The following is an 18,626-nucleotide window of genomic DNA, read 5'->3' as shown; positions in this document are numbered from 1 at the left end:
GCCAAGAAGCACGATCAAATCGTCACCCGCAAGAGCGGTCAGACCGGACGGCTACAGCGCGCGTGTTGCGCCGTCATGAACCGTACGAAGTTACATGAAGGTCTCGATGAGATGCAGACGGACCCGGAAGGGTATTTGGTCCCTAACAATACATGAATAGCAGAACGACCTTAGTTTGCCGGAACTAGGTACCGAATAAATATTATGAAAGGTGGACCGAAAGACAAATGCCGCTAAATATACTCTCGCCTGAGCAGCGACTGTCGAGCCAGCACTATTACGAAAAAATTAATCGATATATCTAACGATATGAGATAAGTATTGTCCAATAAATCTAGCTAAAACGGCCAGTAATAGGTTTCGCTGCGTCTTTTTAACTCGTCAATTAAATCAGCCTCACAAACATGAATTTGATCTACACGTTCTGGACTTGCTGCCCGTTGATCATTTTCATACGGGTCCATTGTAATTGCATCACGTAACATGCCCATGAGGCTATACACTTCTTGAACCTAGGAAGCTCGTCAGACAGGCGTGTTATTTCCATTCCTGTTAATCGACTTAATCGATGAATATCCGAACGAATAATTTCCAAATCAGATGATCCGGGTGCCTTCCGCCAATATCGAGTACTCTCCATGCAAAGTTCTCTAATTCTGTCTTCTAGAGCATTGGACCGATTACGAACTTCACTTCTTCGTGCAATGCCTTGCGATGTCACATAACTAATTATCCCGCCGATTAATCCGCCGCTTATCGCTCCCGAAATTGCTGGATCCATATTCACCTCGGACAATCGTAAGTAGGTAATTATGTAGAAAGATTCTCTTTCATCGGCTGCGCATTTCTAATATAACGAGTAATTTGATCTATATACACTGCGTCCAAACTCTTAAACTTAAGCCTCCTTAAAAGCTCGTCCGCTTTATAGCCATCTGATCGTACTAAGCCTCCAAATGCCTCTTCTAGGAAAGAAGACCCAAAGCCCTCAACGTCATTAAGATCAATTTCAACCCCTTCAGTGCCCTCAAGTGCGGGCAACAAAAAGTCTTTTCTGAACACTTCACCACTGAATGGCCCATCGGTCTCATACCGCGCGCCCGGGGTATCCGAAAAATCAGTCGATATTTTCAATTTTTTCATTACCTTACCTCCGTTGGACCTGCGGAGCTGATTTCCCATTGAATTAGAGTGCCGCCTAACGGTGCGTGCTTGTCGTCCATAGACTCACGACCGTCTGACATATATATGTATTCTCCACGCCCACTCAATATCCGTATTCGATCGTCTTGCCCAGTTTGTACGTATCCACGTATTTGAGGAAGACCATTACCGCGATTGGACAGCCCGCTGCGTGAACGCCCAACGTGTAAAGCTGCTTTTATGAGCGCTGCGTCGCTCTCAACCGGAAGGCCAAATCCGGCCAAAAATTCGCGAACTTTCTCGATGGTATGAATTCTGGGTAGCGTGAAAGGGATACCAACACCTTGATCATAAAACATAATCGTTAATTTTTCGCTATCTCCATCAAAGGCTCCACACATCCACCAACGGTTCCGTTCGATAGGAAAATCATAATCTTCACCCTCTGGATAGGCATGTTGATTAGTATTTTTCATCGCTTCTATTAGTGCGCCATATAATTCCGTGTGCCTTGCCACGACACCGACAATTTGTTCTAGGCTAAGTCTAAGCTCCTTTGCCATCGCTCCAATTGCCTGGTCAGCAGATTGGAATCGGATAAACCTTTGTCGGCCACGTGTTGACCGAGTTTCCGGTGGATTCGCAACGTCAATGAGATCGAATAAACCCATTTCATTTAGCAAGCGCCGAACTTCTTTATTCCAGAATTTTGGGCGATGTAGTCTAGGTTTTATATTCTTGGACCGCCGCCATCTATCTATTTCCGCTGCTAACACTAACGCAGCGCCTGGTCTAATAGTTCGTAATTTTGAAAAATTTATGTGAATATTTTTTCCCTGAAGCACACCAAAGTTTCGCAGTTCATTAAAAAATTGTAATGTTTCGTCGTAATTTTCCGAAAGACTTAAGAACGTAGGAACATCGATAAATATCGGCTGTGAACGATTAGAAGAAATTTTTCTCGGAAGAGGTTTAGAGTATTTCCTTAAGTATAATTTTTTCCTTTGAGAGACTCTATTTCTTTTTTCTCTTCGCCTTTGAATTATTTTTCGGTGCCTTTTTTCGTCTTCTGAAATTCTCTTCATGTCTTTTAGAGCCCGCTTTTTTACACTAAAATTCAGAATAGTTATTATTTTGTATTAATTTTCCTTGCTGCTAATCGAATAAAAATTCGGTAATACTTATCCAGCACGAAGCAGCCGCGCCGGTACAGGTTGATGTAGTTGGGCGTGGTCGTGCCGTCGCGCGGGTGGCGGATGACCTGCCGTTCGTATTCGTAGTCCGTCCGGCGAGCGGCGTCGGACGACCTGCCCGGAACATCGACGCCGATCAACTTGCACAGGTTGTCCAGAAATCGCGTGTAGTTCGACCGTTCCGTGCCTCCGGCCTCGCTCCAATAGGCGATAAACGCCTCGGCGTCCGCCATGCCCTTGCCATCCCCGCTGGTGATCCCCGTGGTACTGTAACGGTATTTGCAACCAATGGCATGGTTTTCGCGTCAGATTTCCGCCGCCGGGCATGGATTATCGGGGCAGATGCGCCGCACCCCCGATTGCCACCATCGCGCGGCGGGGATAGGCTGGTGCCCGGCATCGGCGAATGACTTCGAAGAGGAGGCAGGCAGGATGAGCGACGTGCAGGAAGCGGCGGGGCTGACCCTTCACCGGTCGGGCTGGTCGGGGCGGGACCTGACGAAGGCGGGGATCACCATGCGGTTCGGCGCGCCGCAGCTTGACGCGATCGCCGAGGTGATGGCCGGCATCCGCGCGCGGGGGCTGGCGTTTTCGCAGGTCACGAAGGCGGATTTCTCGCATCCGGCGCTGGACGGGTTCCTCGCCGATGCGCTGCATGAACTGAAAACCGGGCCGGGCGTGCTGGTGCTGGCGGGGTTTCCGGTGGCGGATTATCCGCTGGAGGAAATCGAGTGCATCTACTGGGGCGTCGGCGCCCATTGGGGCGACGCGGTGTCGCAGAGCGCGCGCGGCGACCTGATGGGCCATGTGACGGACAAAAGCGACCCGGCGCGCGGCATCCCCGGGCGCGGCTACCAGAGCGCGCGGGAACTGGTGATGCATTGCGATTCCGCCGAACTGGTCGGGCTGCTCTGCGTGCGGCAGTCGAAGAGCGGCGGCGAGAATGTGTTCGCCTCCTCGCTGCGCGTTTACGACATCATCCGGCGCGAGCATCCCGAATACCTGCCGGTGCTGGAAAGGGGCTTCCCCTATCACCGGCGCGGCGAGGAGGCCGACGGCCAGGCGCCGATCTCGCCCTATAACGTGCCGGTGTTCTCGCGGCGCGACGGCATCGTGAGCTGCCGGTATTCCACCGAGGGCATCTTCGCCGGGGTGCACGGCCTGGGCCGCGAGATGACGCCGCTGGAACGCGCCGCCCTCGATTTCTTCCAGGAGGCCGCGCTGCGCGAGGGCGAACGCTTCGATTTGCGCACCGAACCGGGCGAGGCGGTCTATGTGAACAACTACGAAATCCTGCATTCGCGCACGGCGTTCGAGGACTGGCCGGAATTCGAGCGCCGCCGCCTGCTGCTGCGGATATGGCTGCAGGGCGACCCGCCCCGGGTGATGAAGCCCGAGATGCAGGCGTTCGAGAATCGCGGCGGCCGCATGGGCATCGACCACCAGCCGGGCCGCGTGCCGGGGCTGGTGGGGTATGAGGTGATCCGGTAGGGGCGGGGGTCAGCGGCAGCGCCGAACACGATAGCGGCCCCCTCGCCCCTCATTGAGGGGCTGAAACTGCCGCAAAGCAGTTTCAGGGTCGGGATGAGGGGTGCGCTACGCTGATGGCAATGGTTTGCGTGCCAGCTGTCTACGCCCCGTTTCCCTCCTCACCCTGCCCTCTCCTCCCGGGAGGAGAGGGTCCGCTTTGAGGGGAACTCTATTTTGAGGCCTATTCCGCCGCGTGGCGCCGGGGGAGGACCCAGTCGGGGCGCGGGAAGTGGCAGGTGTAGCCGTTGGGATAGCGTTCCAGGTAGTCCTGGTGTTCCGGTTCCGCTTCCCAGAAATCGCCCACCGGTTCCACCTCGGTGACGACTTTTCCGGGCCAGATGCCGCTTTCGTTCACATCGGCGATGGTGTCCAGCGCCACCTGTTTCTGCGCCTCGTCCACGTAGTAGATCGCGGAGCGGTAGGACGGTCCCCGGTCGTTGCCCTGCCGGTTCGGCGTCGAGGGGTCGTGGATCTGGAAGAAGAATTCCAGCAGTTCGCGGTAGGATATTTTCGCCGGGTCGAAGAAAATCTCGATCCCCTCGGCATGGTTGCCGTGGTTGCGGTAGGTGGCGTTCTTCACCTCGCCGCCCGTATAGCCGACGCGGGTCCTTTCGACCCCCGGCAGCCTGCGGATCAGGTCCTGCATGCCCCAGAAGCAGCCGCCCGCCAGTACCGCGCGTTCCTGCGCCATTCCGTTTCCTCCCGATATTCGTGCGACCGGCCGCCGCTGCGGCCGCCGTGTCCTGATGCTCTATATAGTGCGTTGCGGCCGGGCGTCTATCGGTGGCCCGCCGGGGCTTCGTCCCGGTTGCGCATATGGCCGGCGAGGCCGCTCAGCGCCCGGTCGATATCCTCGCGCGGCGGCGGCGTCCGCCACGGCGACTGGATCCCGCATCACGTGCGGGATGACAGTAGCGTTGCCGGGACGGGTAGCGTCATTCTCCGGCGGTTTCCCGCGCATTCTCCGTCCGTCATCCCGCACTCGATGCGGGATCCACGGCGCAACCGCTACGCCGCAAACCCCTTCTGGATCGTCCGGATCTCGTCCAGCACCGCCTGCGGCAGCGGGCCTTTTTCGATCGCGTCATAGGCCTTTTTGAATTCGTCGAAGGTGGCGATGCCGACCTCGACCGTCGGCAGGTCCGGGTTGGAGATCACGTAGCGGATCGCCAGTTCCGGCAGGCTGGCGGCGTGGCCGGCCGCGACCAGCGGCTTGAACTTCAGCGCGCGCTGCACATCGGTCGCGTAGTCGGTCTTCGAGCCGATGGGGGCGACGGTCGGCGTGCCGAGCGGGTGGCGTTCTTCGCTGCCCGACAGGGCGCCGCCGGCCAGCACCCGCACGCCGTAGACGCCGACGCCGTGCTTTTTGCACAGGCCGAGCAGTTCCCGGTAATCCTGCGCCGGGTAGTTCGCCGGCACGGGCTCGCCCGCCGAGGGGACCAGCATGTTGTAGAACACCTGGGCGCTGTCGAATTTCCCCGATTCGACGATCCTGTGCAGATCGTCCGTCCGGCCCTTGGCGGTGAAGCCGATGAAGCGGGTCTTGCCCTCGTCGCGCAGTTTCTCGAAGGCGGGCACGACATCGTTCATCACCTGGTCGAGGGTGATATTGGCGTCGTCCTCCGGGCCGCCCGGCGTGTTGTGCAACTGGAAGATATCGACATGGTCCAGGTTCAGCCGCTTCAGGCTGGCCTCCAGCGAGGCGCGGGACGATTTCGCGGCGTCCTTCAGGTCCTCGGCGGACAGGCCGAACTTGGTGCTGACGACGATCCCTTCGCTGCTGCCGCCCAGGATGCGGCCGAGATTGGTTTCCGACGCGCCATTGCCGTAGGACGCGGCGGTGTCGAAGAAATTGACGCCGTGGTCGCGCGCCCAGGCGACGGCGTTGGCCTGGTCCTTCGGGTCGCCCCTGGTCATCAGCCCGCCGACCGCGCCGCAGCCGAAGGTCAGCAGCGATACCTCGAGGCCCGTGCGGCCGAATGTGTTCATCTTCATGTCGTGTCTCCTGGTGTTGAAATTACGTCGCCTGATCCGGCTTCGGTTCGGGTTCATATGATTCCGGGTCGGTCAGGTCGCAACCGCAGCTCCGGCATTTCGCCGGCACGTAGGGCGTCCAGTAGCCCAGATAGTTGCGCCCGACCATCTCCCGGCATTTCGGGCATTTGTGGAACGAGGCGAGGAAGCAGTTCACGATCACCAGCCCGGCGACCATGAGCGCGCTCTCGATCCAGATCGTATAGAGCAGCGCAACCCCGACCAGCGCGCTCGACGCGTTCGCCCGGTTGCGCGGGTTGAACCACATCCTGTCCCTCATGACCGGCGTCCCGGGGGAACGGCCATGCGCCCGGCGGTTATGAGGGTTCCCATCGATAGGTCTTCGCCGTGGCGCCGCCCATCAGCATGGCGCGCTCGCTGTCGGACAGCCGGTCGGTCATGCGGAAGGGTTCGACCGCCTGTTCGTAGTTGACGACCGCGAAGGCGCGGGTCCAGTCCGTGCCCCACAGGCAGCGCTCGAAGCCCCAGGCGTCGAAGATGCGGGCCAGCGGGTCCCAGATATCGTCGAACGGATAGGGCTGTTTCGACAGGGTGCAGGCGCCGCTGACCTTGATCACCGCGTTCGGGCGTCTGGCCAGCTCCAGCACCTTCGGCAGGTCCTTCCAGGGCTCGGCCGGGGCCGGCGGGGTGCGCGGCTGCAGGATCGCCATATGGTCGATGATGAAGCGGGTGTCCGGGTGCCGGTCGACGATTGCGATGCCGTTGTCGACATTGTCCCAGCACAGCATGTTGACCGGGAAATCGTGTTTCACGGCCTCGCGCGCGATACGGTCCAGCCCCGGATCGGCGGGGTCGCGCCCCGCTTCCTTCGTCATCATGATGCGGATGCCGACCGTGCCGGGGGTCTTCTTCCAGTCGGCGATGACATCGCCCACCGCCGGATCGTCCGGGTCGACCGGCTTGACCAGCGCGAACCGCCCCGGATGCGCCTTCTGCACCTCGACCGCGTAGCTGGCGTCGTACCGGTACATGGAAAAGGCGGAGATGAAGATCGCGCCGTCGACGCCGACCCTGTCCATCGCCGCCACCATTTCGTCGCCGATCACATGGTCCGGCCAGTTCGGCACCGAATGCCACGGGCGTTGCGGCGTGTTGGCCTCATAGACATGGACCTGGGAATCGATAATCGGCATCGGTCGTTTCCTTCTGGATCAAACGGATTTTCCCTATTGCAGCAGGTCGCGCCCGCCGCGTCCAGCGGAAGCCGCGATCCCGAAACCCGGTTCCGCTTATGACGGCGTCCAGCCGTAGGTTTTCGCGCAGGCCCCGCCCATCAGCATGGCGCGTTCGCTGTCGCTCAGGCGGTCGGTCGCGCGGAAGGGGTCGACGCCCTGCGCATAGGTGAGGTTGGCGAAGGCGCGGGTCCAGTCCGTGCCCCACAGGCAGCGCTCGAAGCCCCAGGCGTCGAAAATGCGCGCCAGCGGGTCCCAGATATCCGGATAGGGGTAGCCCGCCTTCGACAGGGTGCCGGCGCCGCTGACCTTGATGACCGCGTTGTCGCGTTTCGCAAGATCCAGCACCGCCGGCAGGTCCTTCCAGGGCTCCGCCGGGGCGGGCGGCTCATGCGGCTGCGCGATGGCCATGTGGTCGATGACAAAGCGCGTTTGCGGATAGGCGTCGATCAGCGCCGTGCCGTTCTCCAGATTGTCCCAGAACAGTACGTTGACGGGAAAATCGTGCCGCGCCGCCGCGCGCGCGACATTGGCGATGCCCGGGTCGCTCGCCCGGTAGCCCGATTCCTTCGGCATCATGATGCGGATGCCGACCGTGCCCGGGGTCCGCTTCCAGTCGGCGACGACCTCGTCCACCGCCGGGTCGCCGGGGTCGACCGGCTTGACGATGCCGAACCGGCCCGGATAGGCCTGCTGCACCTGGATGGCGTAGCTGGCGTCGTATCTGTACATGGCGAAGGGCGACACCAGGATCGCGCCGTCGACGCCGACCGCATCCATCGCCGCCACCATTTCGTCGGCCGTCACATGGTCGGGCCAGTTGGGGGTATTGGCCCAGGGGCGGGCGGGCGTGTCCGGCTCATAGGCGTGAACCTGGGAATCGATGATGGCCATGGCGTGAGTTTCTCCGTGCTGAACCGCTTTGCGCCATTGCAGCAGGTCGCGGCGGCGGCGTCCAGAGGAGCGCGTTCGCCGCCAGGGCGATGGCCGCGACTGCCCGCTCCGCGCCGACGTTTTTTATATGCCCGTACAGGAACCTTGCCCGGGGCCAATCGTTATCCCGTTAACCGAGACAGGCAAGCCCGTCGAAGCTGTGAGTCTCTCAAAATCAAGGGTAACAGCATGCTCGTTCGCTTTGGATTCGAGATTTCGCTACAGTGCACCATGCCGGTTCCCATGACGCTGGCCCTGTCGCCGCATTCCGGCTTCCGCGCGCGCCGCATCGGCTCCGACCGGGTACAGTCGGAGCCGCAAATCCTGGTGAACGAATATATTGACGCTTTCGGCAACCGGATGTCCCGCATCGTCGCCCCGCCGGGCATGCTCACACTGTGGTCTGATTGTGCCGTGGAAAGCGATGGCCTGCCGGATCCGGTTATTCCGGAAGCGCGGCAGCTTCCGGTGGAGCAATTGCCGCCGGAAACGCTGGTCTATCTGAGGGCGAGCCGGTATTGCGAATCCGACGCACTCGTGGGCCGGGCCTGGAATATATTCGGCAACACGCCTGAAGGCTGGCCCCGGGTGCAGGCGATCTGCGACTTCGTGCACAATCATGTGACATTCGGCTATCAGTTCGGGCGCCCCACCAAGACCGCGCAGGAGGTTTTCGTCGAAAAGTCCGGCGTGTGCCGCGATTTCGCGCATCTGTCCATCGCGCTGTGCCGGGCAATGAATATTCCCGCGCGCTATGCCAGCGGGTACCTGGGCGATATCGGCGTGCCGCCCGCCGGCGCCGGGGATTTCTGCGCCTGGTTCGAGGCGTTCCTGGACGGCGAATGGCACACCTTCGATGCACGCTACAACACACCGCGCATCGGCCGGGTACTGATGACGCGGGGGTATGACGCGGCGGATGTCGCCATGATTACCTCGTTCGGCAACTACGCCCTGACCGCGTTCCGCGTCTGGTGCGAGGAGATACCGCAGCATCTCGACGACAATTCGGTCAACTGCCTGCTGAAAATGCGGCCCGCCGCGGATATCCCGGCCATCATTCCCGCCCGCGTGGGGTAGTCGCGGAACCCCGTATTCGGAAATCCTCGCCATCCTGGCGCCTGAATCTGCTCTATCACTTTAAATTAAAAGCAAATTCACGTGATTAATCGGAATCACCCAAGTGATTCCGATTAATCACGATTTGCTTTAAAAGGACGATAAAGGCCCGGGGACGGGAGCCTGCGACGGCTCGCCGGCATGCGAAGGACAAAACCGATGACCACCGAAGACGATATCGCCTTCCTGGAGGATTTCCGCGACCGCATCATGCGCTTCCTGGTTGCGGGGGCAGCACCCTCGCAGGACCCGGTCTGGGGAACAAAGGGCATCTTCCAGATGGAGGAAGGCATGAAGGACCCCGCTTTCCGCGCGCTGCGGCAGGATATCGACCGCATGAAGGGGCGCGCCGCGACGATCGTGGAAGGGCTGGGCATCGCCTGCATTTTCCAGCATCACCCGCCCGCCGCCGCCGGCGGCCCGATCCAGAAACATCCGCTGTTCGACCTGATCACCGACAACCGCTCGCAGCACAATATCGACGGGGCCCTGTTCACCGGCAGGATCGACGAGGCCATCGGGCGGTTGCAGCACGCGGCGGCGGAACGCGCCGCCCAGGCGGTCACGGCGGCCATGCCGGTGTTGCCGGTGCGCGACCTCGACGCGGCGGCGGCGTTCTACGCGGAGACGCTGGGCTTCGCCCCCGGCGCGCGCGGCGCCGGTTTCGCCATCGTCGAACGGGGCGCGGCGAAGATCCTGCTGCGGGCCGGCGCGCGGCCGTCGCGCGGCGCGGACACGTCATGGGACGCGTTCCTGCTGACGCCCGATCCCGACGCGCTGGCGGCGGCGGTCGCGGGGGCCGCCGCGACGATGGAAACCGCAGCCGGCATGCGCGGCTTCACGGTCGCGGACCCGGATGGCAACCGGCTGTTCTTCGGCCGCCCGGCATAGGCAGCCGCGCCGCCCTTTTGCGGAATCCTGCTGCACGAGATGCGCGCGCGGCGCTATAATCGCGCAACCGGTGTGCGGGAGGGCGCATATCCGCCAACAAAACGAGGAGCAACACCCATGGATGGTTCGAGCGCGGTGGAATTGAAACAGCCGTCGATGACGGCGCAGAGCCTGTTCGACGATCAGGTCGCGGCGACGCAGACGAAAAAGCCGACCCTGTTCAGCCTGAAGGCGCAGATGCTGGAACAGGGCCGCACCGATACGGTGCTGGCGGCGACCGAGGACATGTCGGTACGGATCAAGGTCTACGCCTCGGGCGGCGAAAACGAACTGCACTCCCACCCGACCGAGGACCATGTCTTCGTGCTGCTGCAGGGCAGCGCCCGCTTCTACGGGCCGGAAGGCGAAATCCAGGACGTTTCGGCGAATGAAGGCTTCCTGATGCCCGCCGGCATGCTGTACCGCTTCCACGCGACCAGCACCGACGAATGCCTGGTCATGCTGCGCGTCGGCACGCCGAACTTCCAGAAACAGGGCGAACACGACCGCCTGGGCGCGGACGGCAAGCCGCTGGTCGGCTACTCGGCGGAAAACCGCGAACTGCCGGTGATCTTCAAGGACGGCGTGTTTTTCGGCGACTGATTACGGGCGGACCGCGCGGCGGCGATGCGATAGCGTTGCCGCGCGTTGCGGTGTTGATCTTTATGGGCGGCTATTGGATGCTGACAATGTGACTATTTTACAATTTCACCTTGCTGCAACACGTGATCAGCCCCTTTCAGGCCAAGCCTGTTTGGTCCGGCCCAAATGAGATAGTACAGCGGCGCTTTTCTTGTATTACGAATTAAGCGCGGCCTAGCGACATGTGGAAAAATTTTACGCAACCGTCCAACATAGAGATTGAGCAAACGATCTGCGACACCGCCCTGCTTTGAGATGATTTCGTTTCCAAATAAGTCTGTATCTGTCTTATATGAAGCAGCCAACCATTCATTTGTGCAAAAACACCGTGTTAGTTGATCGCTCCAATTTTCAGGAATATTGCCAGATTTGGTGATCAAACGATTTATCGCCATTGCGACAGGGAAGTTTATAATCACTTCCATTTTTCCTGTTTTAGCCAATGCTTCTAATGTTTCCCATTCGAGATGGGCACCATAGGGATCAAGAAAAGCAACTCCGCGAATATGATTTTCGCCAAGGCTTGTCGAAAGCTCCCGAATTAACGGATTGCTATCTCCGACCTCGATAGTCACGTTTTCTGCTGAAATAGCATATTCACGCAACATTTGAGCGCGACTCTCATCAAGGTCAAAAAAATAGTAGCGGTGGAACCCATCTTCGATGTTAAGTGCGCGCAAAGGCGATCCTAAAATAAACTCTTCTTGCGCCTCAGAGTCTTCGACTTCGTCTAAAAAGGGGCTGGGCGATTAGCGTGCCCGCACTGCGAAGCTTTGATACCGGAGAGCCTGCAAAAGCGTCAATATAAACCCGGGTGAAGGTTTGTTTTTTTAGTGCCGTGGTATAGAAACGTAAGTAGTCCTCAAGAGCTTTAAGTTTTTCAGCTGCCCACGGTCCGACAGTGTTTTCTCTGTGAGGCCTTTTCATACCAATTCAGCTAATATCCGTTTTGGTACTATTTTAGTCGGAAACCCGTTCCATTCCTCGCCTTCGAGAAGGCGGCCACCGGATTTCGGGCGCGCGCCACCCCATTGTTTGAAAAAGAAGGCGACGTCAAATTCTTCACATTTATCCCGTAATTCCGTGGCCCATTCCGGAGCCATCGGCCTTGCCTTGGGTCCGCTTTCTCCGCCGACGATAGCCCATGCGATGCCGGAGAGATCGACCGTTCCGATCGAACCGAGCAGGGGTTCAAAGGAAATGAAGCGTGCTTCTGAATTGATCTGACGCAGATGATCGATGCGCCCTTTGTGGGCGGCGTCTTCGACTGAAACGCCAAGCCAGATGTGTTTTGGAACTTCGTTACCCCGATATCGGTCGCGGATGTAATTACGCATGAGAGAACTGCGTTTGGTCAAAACCTGAAATACATGCCAGTCCGCAAGCTCCATTGCCGCAAAAACCTGGTCGATGTACTGGCGGTCCACGTTCTTGTGGAACAGGTCGCTCATCGAGTTGACGAAGATCATGCGCGGCTTTTTCCACTGCGACGGCTGCTGCAATCGCGAAGGCCATAAGCGAAGATCGAATCCCTGTTCATAAGGATGCCCCGGGATGCCGCGCCACCGTTCCGCGAACCTTTGCGCATAGCAGTTGTCGCAGCCGGGCCCGATTTTCGTGCAGCCGGTCACGGGGTTCCAGGTTGCGTCGGTCCACTCGATTTCGGATATCTGTCCCATTTCTAAACCTTGTTTTCGATATTATCGATACACCAAAAAGTAGATGCGTACAAATAGAGAACATGCGGAATTGATAATAAATATTTGAACGTAATTCAAGCACGCCGCGCGATCCTCACCCGAAGCGGTGCACGCCGGTGGAGTGCCGGGCGATATAGTCCCAGTCATAGACCACTCCGAGCCCCGGTCCGGTCGGCACGGGGAAGCATCCCCTGCCGTCGGAATCCTCCAGCTGGTCGGAATAGCCGCAGCGATGGACCGGCGGGGCCGGGTTGCGGATTTTCGGGCCGACCAGCGCCAGCTCGTAGTAATTCGTGTTGCGGATCGCCGACATGCAGGCCCGGTGCGCCGGGCCCGGCGCGTGGATTTCCAGGTCGAGCCCGAAGGATTCCGCCAGGTGGGCGATCTTCATTGTGCCGGTGATGCCGAGGTCCAGGTCCGGGTCGGCGCGGACGAAATCGGTGGCTTCCGCCGCGATCCAGTCGGCCTTGGCCTCCACCCCGCGCACATGTTCGCCGATCAGCAGCGGGGTTCTGATCATCTGGCGCAGCTTGCGGTGGGCGTGCTGCGAGGTGCCGGCGTCGCGCATCGGGTCCTCGTACCAGAAGAAACCGGCATCGTCGCAGGCGCGGCCCACATACAGCGCGTCGGCGAAGGTGCGCAGCTCGCAGGCCGGGTCGATCATCAGGTCCATGCGGTCGCCGACCTGCCGGGCGACATGCAGCAGGTTGGCCGCTTCCTCGCGCGCGTCGCCGTCGTTCCAGCCGTGGATCTTGAAGGCGCGATAACCGAGGCCGCAGCAGCGCTCGGCGAAATCGGCGAAGGCCTCCGGACAGTCCAGCCCGCCCGCGCGGTCGGCATGATTGGTGCTGGGATAGGTCGGCAGGCTGGTGCGGTAGCCGCCGAGCAGTCTGCTGACCGAGGCGTTCAGCGCCTTGCCGGCAAGGTCCCACAGGCCGATATCCAGCGCCCCGACGCCCAGGAAACCGTGCTGGCGCAAGGCGCGCTTCATGTCGTCGTAGAGTTCCTCGCGCCGGAACGGGTCGCGGCCGATCAGCAGCGGCGCGACCGCCAGCACCTGCGCCAGGATCGCCTTTTTGCCGCCATGCACCGGGCAGTACTCGCCGGCCAGCCCGTCATCGGTCAGGATGCGCAGGCCGAAACTGCCGATAGTGAGCCTGGCGCCGGGCTGGTAGGCGCGGTCGCCCGCCATGTTTTCCACGTCGAAGGTGTATTCGTGAATCTCGACCCGCTCGATCCTGGTCATCGCATCCTCCCCGGCCGGTTTCCCCCTGTATTGGATCACGCGCCGCGGCGCGCGGCAAATCCGCCGTCCCGGCGTGCGGCCGATCATCATCCCCACCTCCTCGCACACCGCTGACACAAAATCTCATACATCACCCGCGCGCCGCCGCGCTTGACGCCGCCGCCGCCCGCACCCATCCTGCCCGCCTGTTCAAAATCAGGAGAGACCGGCATGGCGCAGCCTATTCCCTATGTGCGGGACATCGAGTTCGAATACGGCAGGATCGAGACGATGACGCCGATGATCCGCCGCGTGATCTGCAACAATCCCGGTCCCTTCACCTTCAAGGGGACCGGCACCTATATCGTCGGGCATGGCAATGTCGCGGTGGTCGATCCGGGGCCGCTGGACGACGATCATATCGCCGCCCTGCTGGCCGCGCTGGACGGCGAGACCGTCACCCACCAGATCATCACCCATACCCACCGCGACCATTCCCCGGCGGCGGCGCCGATGAAGGTGGCGACCGCCGCGCCGACCTATGGCTACGGCCCGCATCACGGCAACCAGCGCGCGCCGAAGGTGGAGGAGGGCGGCGACTGGGATTTCCGCCCCGATCACGTGGTGCAGGACGGCGACATCATCGAAGGCAATGGCTGGACGCTGGAGGCGGTGCATACGCCGGGCCATACGTCGAACCACCTGTGCTTCGCGCTGAAGGAGGAAAACGCCCTGTTTTCCGGCGACCACGTGATGGGCTGGTCGACCTCGGTGATCTCTCCGCCCGATGGCGACATGGCGCATTACCTGCACTCGCTGCGCAAGCTGCTGGACCGCGACGACGCGATCTTCTGGCCGACGCACGGCGCGCCGGTCCGGGACCCGAAACCCTTCGTGCGCGCGTTCCTGGCGCATCGCCAGGAACGCGAGGACGCGATCCGCAAATGCATCGCCGACGGCCACCGCACCATCGCGGCGATGGTGCCGGTCATCTACAAGGATGTCGACCAGCGGCTGTACCGCGCGGCGGGCCGCTCCGTGCTGGCGCACCTGATCCAGATGCAGGACGAGGAGCGGGTGCGCTGCGACGGGCCGGCGGATATCGATTCCGTGTATGAGCTGGTCGGATAGCGCGGCGGCCGCGCGGGCGACGCCCCCGCGGCGGCGCCGGCGGATGTGACGCGAAGGCGAACCCGTGACGAATCCCGTGCCGGCCAGCGTGCCGAGGATGCATTTGCAGCTTCTGCTGGGTCGGACGCTGGTCGCGACGTCCTTCACGGTCGGCGCCGCGATAACCCACGGGCTCGAACCCGAACGGCTGACCCTGCTGCGCTTTGTCCTGGCGACACTGCTGTTCGCGCCCTATGTGGTCTGGCGGCACGGCATGGCGATCCCCCCGGCGCGGCAGTTCGCCGGCTATGCGGCGATCAGCGCCTGCATCGTCACCTTCTTCTGGTGCATGTTCGAGGCGCTGCGCCTGACCTCGGCGCTCAATACGGCCGCGCTGTTCACGCTCCTGCCCTGTATTTCAGCCCTGTACGCGGCGGTGCTCGTGCGCGAGCGGCTCGGCCGCAACCGCCTCACGGCGCTGGTCATCGGCGCGGCGGGGGCGCTCTGGGTCATCTTCCGGGGCGATGTGCAGCTTCTGATGGCGCTGGCCTTCAACCGGGGCGACCTGATCTTCCTCGGCGGGCTGTGCGCGATGGGGCTGTACACGCCGCTGGTGCGCCGCTTCAGCCGCAACGAACCGGCGGCGGTGATGTCCTTCTGGGTGCTGGCGACGGGCGCCGGCTGGCTGCTGCTGGTGAACAACCGCGCGGTGTTCGAAACCGACTGGGCCGCGGTCGCGCCGCATGTCCTGGCCGGCATCGCCTATCTGGCGGTGTTTCCGACCATCATCTCCTTCTTCATCGTGCAGCACGCGACCCTGCATTTCGGTCCGACCCGGGTGATGGCCTACGGCTACCTGACCCCGGCGCTGGTCGTGGCGATCGAATGGGCGACCGGCAAGGGCCTGCCCGACCCGATCATCCTGCCGGGGATCGCGATCATCGTGGCGGCGATGTTCGTTATCCAGGCGGGCGAGAAACGGGCGTGAGGGGGTGGTGGGGCGACTGCCGTCGGGCGCACGGTTCCGGTCACGCATCGCGACGATCCGTCCTCCGCGTTCCGCCGTTGGCCTCCGCGCCCGCCGTCGCGTAGGATGGCGCGGCGGGGATGGGGCCTTGCTGGCCCGGCCCGCGCATTGCAATTTCTCCGACCGTCAGGCAGGCACCATGAATTCACCAGCAGATCCCGGAACCGGCGCAGGGGAAAGCGCCGCCGCCGCTCGCGCGGCGCCGAAGGCGATCCATCTGGCGGATTACCAGCCGCCGGCCTACGGGATCGACAGCGTCGACCTGCATTTCGATCTCGACCCCGCGCGGACAATCGTGTGGACGCGGCTGCAGATGCGGCGGGAGGCCGATATCGCGGGGCCGCTGGTGCTGGACGGGCAGGGGCTCGAACTGCTGGTGATCCGCATCGACGGCCGGGAACTTTCGGCGGCGGATTATTCTGTCGGTCCCGATACGCTGACCATCCACAACCCGCCCGCCGCATTCGTGCTGGAAACCGAAGTGGCCATCGCGCCGGCGGCGAACACCGCGCTGGAGGGGCTGTATGTCTCCGGCGGCAATTTCGTCACGCAATGCGAGGCCGAGGGCTTCCGCAGGATTACGTATTTCCTCGACCGGCCGGATGTGCTGACCGTCTTCACCGTCGGGATGACGGCGGACAAGGCGCGTTACCCGGTGCTGCTGTCGAACGGCAATCCGCTGGACGAAAGCGAGGAGCCCGATGGCCGCCACAGCGCCACCTGGCACGACCCGCACCCCAAGCCGTCCTACCTGTTCGCGCTGGTCGCGGGCAACCTCGTCTGCGTCGAGGACAGCTTCACCACCGCCTCGGGCCGGGATGTGGCGCTGCGCATCTATGTGGAGCCGGGCAACGAGGCGAGCTGCGGCTTCGCCATGGAATCGCTGAAGAAATCGATGCGGTGGGACGAGGCGCGTTTCGGGCTGGAATACGATCTCGACATCTTCATGATCGTCGCGGTCAGCGATTTCAACATGGGGGCGATGGAGAACAAGGGGCTGAACCTCTTCAATGCGAAATACGTGCTGGCCCGGCCGGATACCGCGACGGATGCGGATTACGCCAGCATCGAGGCGATCATCGCCCATGAATACCTGCACAACTGGACCGGCAACCGGGTGACCTGCCGCGACTGGTTCCAGCTCAGCCTCAAGGAAGGGCTGACCGTGTTCCGCGACCAGGAATTCTCGTCCGACATGCGCTCGCGCGGGGTGCAGCGGATCGGCGATGTGCGGACCCTGCGGGCGCGCCAGTTCCCGGAGGATGCGGGGCCGCTGGCGCATCCGGTGCAGCCGAAATCCTACATCGAGATCAATAATTTCTACACCGCGACCGTGTATGAAAAAGGGGCCGAGATCGTCCGCATGATCTACACGCTGATCGGGCGCGAGGCCTTTGCGAAGGGCATGACCCTGTATATCGACCGCCATGACGGCACGGCGGCGACGGTGGAGGATTTCGTCGCCGCGATGGAGGATGCGGGCGGCCGCGACCTCGGCCAGTTCCGCCGCTGGTACGACCAGGCGGGCACGCCGCGCCTGAAGGTGGACGGCGTCTATGACGCGGCTGCGAAGACCTATGACCTGACCGTGACCCAGTCCTGCCCGCCGACGCCGGGGCAGAAGGACAAGCCGCCGCTGCTGGTGCCCATCGCGCTTGGCCTGCTGGACGGGCGGGGGCGGGACATGCCGCTGCGGCTGCATGGCGCGGCGGCGGGGCATCTGGAAACGACCTGCGTGCTGGCGCTGGCGAACAAGACCCAGACATTCCGGTTCGTCGATGTGCCCGAGGCGCCGACGCCGTCGCTGCTGCGCGGGTTTTCCGCGCCGGTGATCCTCGATCCGCCGATGTCCGAAGCGGACAGCACCCTCCTGATGGCGCATGATTCCGACCCGTTCTCGCGCTGGGAGGCGGGGCAGCAGCGCGCGGTCGCCGTATCGCTGGACATGGTCCGCGCCATCCAGCGCGGGGAGGACCCGGAACCGCCGCAATCCTTCATCGCCGCGATGGAGAATATCCTGACCGGCGGGGTCGGGGACAAGGCGCTGCTGGCGCAGATGCTGGAACTGCCGGGCGAGGAATACCTGGGCAACCAGCTGGATATCGTCGATGTGGACGCGGTCCACGCGGCGCGGCGCAGGCTGCGGCGCGTGCTGGCGGAGCGGCTGAAACAGCCGCTGCTCGATACCTATCACGGCAATGCCGGCAACCGGCCCTACGCGCCCGACGCGGCGGCGGCGGGACAGCGGCGGCTGCGCAACGCGGCGCTGTCCTTCCTGGCGCTGCTCGACGATCCGGACATGACCGCGCTGTGCGCCGCGCAATACCGCCTGGCGGATAACATGACCGACCGGATCGCGGCGCTGAATATCCTGTCCGGGCTGGCGGTTCCCGCGCGTGACGCGGCGCTGGCCGATTTCTACGAAACCTGGAAGGCCGACCCCATCGTGATCGACAAATGGCTGTCGATCCAGGCGACATCCTCCCTGCCGGGCACGCTGGAGGCGGTGGTCGCCCTGCTGGACCATCCGGCGTTTTCGCTCCGCAACCCGAACCGGGTCCGGGCGCTGATCGGCGCGTTCTGCAACAGCAACCAGCTGCGCTTCCACGCGGCGGATGGCGGCGGCTACCGCTTCCTGGCCGACCAGGTGCTGGCGCTGGACCGGCTGAACCCGCAGATCGCGGCGCGGCTGCTGGGGCCGCTGGGCCCGTGGCGGCGTTTTGGCGAGCCGCGCCGGTCGCTGATGAAGGCGCAGCTGGAACGGATCCTGGCGACCGGGGACGGCCTGTCGCCGGACGTCTACGAAATCGCGACGAAAAGCCTCGGGGACTGACATCATCACGCAAG

17 protein-coding genes and 1 pseudogene are annotated in these 18,626 nt (G+C 62.1%); 7 read left to right on the top strand and 11 right to left on the bottom strand.

The window, feature by feature from the left end; translation table 11 throughout:
- Positions 1–810: 810 nt before the first annotated feature.
- From WD767_09880 to WD767_09870, 3 genes are read right to left on the bottom strand one after another with little or no spacing between them, the layout of a single operon-like run.
- On the bottom strand, positions 811–1,143 hold the full coding sequence (locus WD767_09880) for an STAS-like domain-containing protein (GenBank protein ID MEX2616395.1): 333 nt from the start codon (positions 1,141–1,143) through the stop codon (positions 811–813).
- Positions 1,143–2,228 carry a hypothetical protein gene (locus WD767_09875; protein MEX2616394.1) on the bottom strand — a complete coding sequence of 362 codons (1,086 nt, stop codon included), beginning with the start codon at positions 2,226–2,228 and terminating at the stop codon, positions 1,143–1,145. Before WD767_09875 ends, WD767_09880 begins: the two co-directional genes overlap by 1 nt.
- 44 nt (positions 2,229–2,272) lie before the next feature.
- Positions 2,273–2,569, bottom strand: a complete 297-nt coding sequence (locus tag WD767_09870) for a type IIL restriction-modification enzyme MmeI (protein MEX2616393.1) — start codon at positions 2,567–2,569, stop codon at positions 2,273–2,275.
- Between the two features lie 199 nt (positions 2,570–2,768).
- Here WD767_09870 and WD767_09865 point away from each other — a divergent pair, with 199 nt between their 5' ends.
- On the top strand, positions 2,769–3,827 hold the full coding sequence (locus WD767_09865; protein MEX2616392.1) for a TauD/TfdA family dioxygenase: 1,059 nt from the start codon (positions 2,769–2,771) through the stop codon (positions 3,825–3,827).
- Positions 3,828–4,047: 220 nt separating this feature from the next.
- Here WD767_09865 and msrA read toward each other — a convergent pair whose 3' ends face one another.
- The 5 genes from msrA to WD767_09840 form a co-directional block, all read right to left on the bottom strand.
- Positions 4,048–4,557 (bottom strand): peptide-methionine (S)-S-oxide reductase MsrA, encoded by a 510-nt coding sequence (gene msrA / locus WD767_09860; protein ID MEX2616391.1) that lies wholly within the window; start codon positions 4,555–4,557, stop codon positions 4,048–4,050.
- A 317-nt stretch (positions 4,558–4,874) separates the two neighbouring features.
- On the bottom strand, positions 4,875–5,861 hold the full coding sequence (locus WD767_09855; protein ID MEX2616390.1) for an aldo/keto reductase: 987 nt from the start codon (positions 5,859–5,861) through the stop codon (positions 4,875–4,877).
- A gap of 22 nt (positions 5,862–5,883) precedes the next feature.
- Positions 5,884–6,180, bottom strand: coding sequence for a hypothetical protein (locus tag WD767_09850; GenBank protein ID MEX2616389.1), 297 nt, complete (start codon positions 6,178–6,180; stop codon positions 5,884–5,886).
- A gap of 37 nt (positions 6,181–6,217) precedes the next feature.
- Positions 6,218–7,054, bottom strand: a complete 837-nt coding sequence (locus tag WD767_09845) for an amidohydrolase family protein (GenBank protein MEX2616388.1) — start codon at positions 7,052–7,054, stop codon at positions 6,218–6,220.
- A gap of 96 nt (positions 7,055–7,150) precedes the next feature.
- On the bottom strand, positions 7,151–7,987 hold the full coding sequence (locus WD767_09840; protein ID MEX2616387.1) for an amidohydrolase family protein: 837 nt from the start codon (positions 7,985–7,987) through the stop codon (positions 7,151–7,153).
- 228 nt (positions 7,988–8,215) lie between these two features.
- On the opposite strand from WD767_09840, the gene WD767_09835 reads away from it, so the two are divergent.
- The 3 genes from WD767_09835 to WD767_09825 all read left to right on the top strand — a co-directional run bounded on the left by WD767_09835 (position 8,216) and on the right by WD767_09825 (position 10,678).
- Positions 8,216–9,106, top strand: coding sequence for a transglutaminase family protein (locus WD767_09835; protein ID MEX2616386.1), 891 nt, complete (start codon positions 8,216–8,218; stop codon positions 9,104–9,106).
- Between the two features lie 198 nt (positions 9,107–9,304).
- Positions 9,305–10,036: a VOC family protein gene (locus WD767_09830; GenBank protein MEX2616385.1), complete on the top strand. Its 732-nt coding sequence runs from the start codon at positions 9,305–9,307 to the stop codon at positions 10,034–10,036.
- A gap of 117 nt (positions 10,037–10,153) precedes the next feature.
- Positions 10,154–10,678, top strand: a complete 525-nt coding sequence (locus tag WD767_09825; GenBank protein MEX2616384.1) for a cupin domain-containing protein — start codon at positions 10,154–10,156, stop codon at positions 10,676–10,678.
- A gap of 92 nt (positions 10,679–10,770) precedes the next feature.
- Here the strand turns inward: WD767_09825 and tcmP are convergent.
- The 3 genes and pseudogenes from tcmP to WD767_09810 all read right to left on the bottom strand — a co-directional run bounded on the left by tcmP (position 10,771) and on the right by WD767_09810 (position 13,663).
- Positions 10,771–11,418: pseudogene (tcmP, locus tag WD767_09820) on the bottom strand (three-Cys-motif partner protein TcmP).
- Positions 11,419–11,640: 222 nt separating this feature from the next.
- Positions 11,641–12,396: a phage Gp37/Gp68 family protein gene (locus WD767_09815; GenBank protein ID MEX2616383.1), complete on the bottom strand. Its 756-nt coding sequence runs from the start codon at positions 12,394–12,396 to the stop codon at positions 11,641–11,643.
- 115 nt (positions 12,397–12,511) lie between these two features.
- Positions 12,512–13,663 carry an enolase C-terminal domain-like protein gene (locus tag WD767_09810; protein ID MEX2616382.1) on the bottom strand — a complete coding sequence of 384 codons (1,152 nt, stop codon included), beginning with the start codon at positions 13,661–13,663 and terminating at the stop codon, positions 12,512–12,514.
- 210 nt (positions 13,664–13,873) lie between these two features.
- On the opposite strand from WD767_09810, the gene WD767_09805 reads away from it, so the two are divergent.
- From WD767_09805 to pepN, 3 genes are all read left to right on the top strand, one after another.
- Positions 13,874–14,773: an MBL fold metallo-hydrolase gene (locus WD767_09805; GenBank protein ID MEX2616381.1), complete on the top strand. Its 900-nt coding sequence runs from the start codon at positions 13,874–13,876 to the stop codon at positions 14,771–14,773.
- Positions 14,774–14,837: 64 nt separating this feature from the next.
- Positions 14,838–15,740 carry a DMT family transporter gene (locus tag WD767_09800; protein ID MEX2616380.1) on the top strand — a complete coding sequence of 301 codons (903 nt, stop codon included), beginning with the start codon at positions 14,838–14,840 and terminating at the stop codon, positions 15,738–15,740.
- A gap of 178 nt (positions 15,741–15,918) precedes the next feature.
- Positions 15,919–18,612 carry an aminopeptidase N gene (gene pepN / locus WD767_09795; protein ID MEX2616379.1) on the top strand — a complete coding sequence of 898 codons (2,694 nt, stop codon included), beginning with the start codon at positions 15,919–15,921 and terminating at the stop codon, positions 18,610–18,612.
- Positions 18,613–18,626: the final 14 nt, after the last annotated feature.

Source organism: Alphaproteobacteria bacterium (genome assembly GCA_040905865.1).
Classification (GTDB): Bacteria; Pseudomonadota; Alphaproteobacteria; order UBA8366.
Note: the sequence above shows the minus strand (reverse complement) of the source record. Positions and strands in the feature narration are given on the sequence as shown.